Origin of the sequence: Pseudonocardia nigra (assembly GCF_019396355.1) — a bacterium.
Classification (GTDB): domain Bacteria; phylum Actinomycetota; class Actinomycetes; order Mycobacteriales; family Pseudonocardiaceae; genus Pseudonocardia; species Pseudonocardia nigra.
In genome coordinates this window covers 1-2,268 of sequence record NZ_JAHKRK010000411.1, presented here as the reverse complement: position 1 = coordinate 2,268, position 2,268 = coordinate 1, and the positions used below count along the sequence as shown (strand labels likewise).

Below are 2,268 nucleotides of genomic sequence, written 5' to 3'. Positions count from 1 at the left end.
CCGGACTATCTCGCGATGGTGGCTTCCGAAATCAACGACCGACCCCGTAAGATTCACAACTGGAAGAAGCCCTCCGAGCTATTCACCGAGCTTGTCGAGTCGCATGCTTCCACTGGCTGAATCTGCCCTGATGTTCCTCCGTTCCGGCACGCGAGCGCCCGTGTGGATGCTCGGCCTGGTCGCGGTCCTGCTCCTGGGCGCCGCGCTGGCCGCGCTGGCGCTGCTCGGTGGGCGCAGCCTGCCCGAGCGGGCCGGTCCCCCGATCGAGGAGCTCGCGGTGGAGCGCACCGTGCTCACCCCGGGGGTCATCGAGCTGACCGTCCGCAACACCGGGCCGGACCCGGTGCAAGTGGCGCAGGTGTTCGTCAACGACGCCTATGTCGATGTCACCGGCGGGACCGACCCGATCGGGCGGCTGGGCACCGCGACGCTGCGCCTGGACTACCCGTGGCATGACGGGCAGCCCTACCTGGTGTCGCTGCTCACCTCCAGCGGCGCGCTGATCGAGCACGAGATCCCCGCCGCAGTGGCGACGCCCCGCGCCGGCCCGGGCTTCTTCGGGGTGATGGCGCTGCTGGGCACCTACGTCGGGATCATCCCGGTGCTGCTTGGGATGATGTTCCTGCCGCTGCTGCGGCGCGCGGGTGGTGGTGTGGTCCGGGTACTGCTCGCGGTGACCGTCGGGCTGCTGGCCTTCCTGGTCGTCGACGGCACCGCCGAGGGTGTTGAACTCGCCGAGGGCACCGGCGGCGCCTTCGGCGGCGCGGCGCTGGTCGTGCTCGGCGCAGCACTGGCGTTCCTGCTACTCACCGGGGTCGATCGATGGCTGCGCGGAAGACAGCAGCCGGCGGGCGGGAACAGCGCACGCGGGTTCCGACTCGCGCTGATGATCGCGGTCGGGATCGGGCTGCACAACTTGGGTGAAGGACTCGCGATCGGCGCGGCCTACGCGGTTGGCGAGCTCGCCCTCGGCGCCGCCCTGGTGATCGGGTTCGCGCTGCACAACACCACCGAGGGCATCGCGGTGGTCGCCCCGCTCACCAGCCAGCGACCCTCGGTGCCGCGACTGGTGACACTCGGGCTGATCGCCGGCGCGCCGGCGATCCTCGGCGCGCTGCTCGGCGCAGCGGTCAACAACGCCGAGCTCTCGGCGTTCCTGCTCGGCGTCGGCGTCGGCGCTATAATCCAGGTGATCATGCAGATCGTGCCGAGCCTGCGGGAAGGGGCCGGCACCGTCCTCAACGCGCGGACGCTCGGCGGTGTCGCCGCCGGGATGCTGGTCATGTACCTGACCGGGTTGGCGGTCGCCGCCTGATGACCGAGCCGGCCGAACACTCCGTGACTACCCGTCCGGACCGGACAACTGTGCAGAATGCGGCCCACATCGACGTCCCGGCGCTGGTCCTCATCGGGCAGGAGGACGCAATCTTCCCGCCGCCGTCCGGACCGCGCGAGGCGGAGCTGATCCAGACCGGAAGCGACGACGTGAGTCTGGAAGTGGTCTCCCCGTCCAGTCACTCCGTCACCACGGAGGAGCCCGCTCCCGAGGTTGCCAACAGCGTTTCCCGCTGACTCGACGAGCACGGCTTCGGCCAGTAGCCGCCCGACGAGCGGCCTGACCCAGGCCGCGGCGCGTTCCAGCTTGCGATCACCACGATCCTGACGTCCGTTCCGCCGAGCAGCAGATCCAGCGCCGCCGCTGCTCGGCGGAACGCCCGTGCAGACCGAACGTCTCACAGCAGGCCGACATGGCACAGGCGGAGCATGCCGACCCCCACGCCGAACGCGTGGCGGCTCCTCGTCGGGCCGTGAACCGGTTCCCCACCAAGGTCCTCGTCCTACGGGTCATCCCCCCGACCGATCCGGGCCTTCCGCCACTGCAGAGCGCCGGCCACCAGCGGCGCGCCTGGTCGAGCAAAAGTGAATCTCCGGCCACGTTCTTGGCCACCAACTGCTGTCCACCTCTGCCGGTCACGCCCATTTTCGTGACCGCGCCACGCAAGAAAACCCACGAAACCGAGCATGTGGCCCTCAGCGTTCCAACTACGGATCAGATGACCGTGCACAGGACTCGGGTTGCCGCCGACGATGGTGCCGCGTCGCTCGCCGTCACCGCAGCTGACGAGGCCGCTCTGCCGATAGGTCATCCCTGAAGGAGCGGGGCCGGTCAACCCCCTGTTGTTGTAGTTGATCTTTTCTTCGTTGGCTCTCCGACTGTTCTTGGGCGCGTCGAGGTAGGCGGCGGGGTCAAGGAGCGCCCGGGAGGGC

At 69.3% G+C, this 2,268-nt stretch carries 3 protein-coding genes and 1 pseudogene; 3 read left to right on the top strand and 1 reads right to left on the bottom strand.

Annotated elements, in window-relative coordinates:
* The 3 genes and pseudogenes from KME75_RS47520 to KME75_RS41060 form a co-directional block, all read left to right on the top strand.
* Nucleotides 1–120, top strand: a pseudogene (locus KME75_RS47520) (IS30 family transposase); the annotation flags it as partial.
* Between the two features lie 10 nt (nt 121–130).
* Complete coding sequence (locus KME75_RS41065; RefSeq protein WP_219420387.1) at nt 131–1,315, top strand: ZIP family metal transporter; 1,185 nt, start codon at nt 131–133, stop codon at nt 1,313–1,315.
* Nucleotides 1,315–1,572: an alpha/beta fold hydrolase gene (locus tag KME75_RS41060; protein WP_219420386.1), complete on the top strand. Its 258-nt coding sequence runs from the start codon at nt 1,315–1,317 to the stop codon at nt 1,570–1,572. Before KME75_RS41065 ends, KME75_RS41060 begins: the two co-directional genes overlap by 1 nt.
* A 266-nt stretch (nt 1,573–1,838) precedes the next feature.
* Here the strand turns inward: KME75_RS41060 and KME75_RS41055 are convergent.
* Nucleotides 1,839–2,268: hypothetical protein (locus KME75_RS41055; RefSeq protein WP_219420385.1), on the bottom strand; the 430-nt coding region annotated here is incomplete at its 5' end.

Coding starts and splice junctions, on each gene's coding strand:
- KME75_RS41060 (WP_219420386.1), top strand. CDS start 1,315: ATGACCGAGCCGGCCGAACACTCCGTGACTACCCGTCCGGACCGGACA.
- KME75_RS41065 (WP_219420387.1), top strand. CDS start 131: ATGTTCCTCCGTTCCGGCACGCGAGCGCCCGTGTGGATGCTCGGCCTG.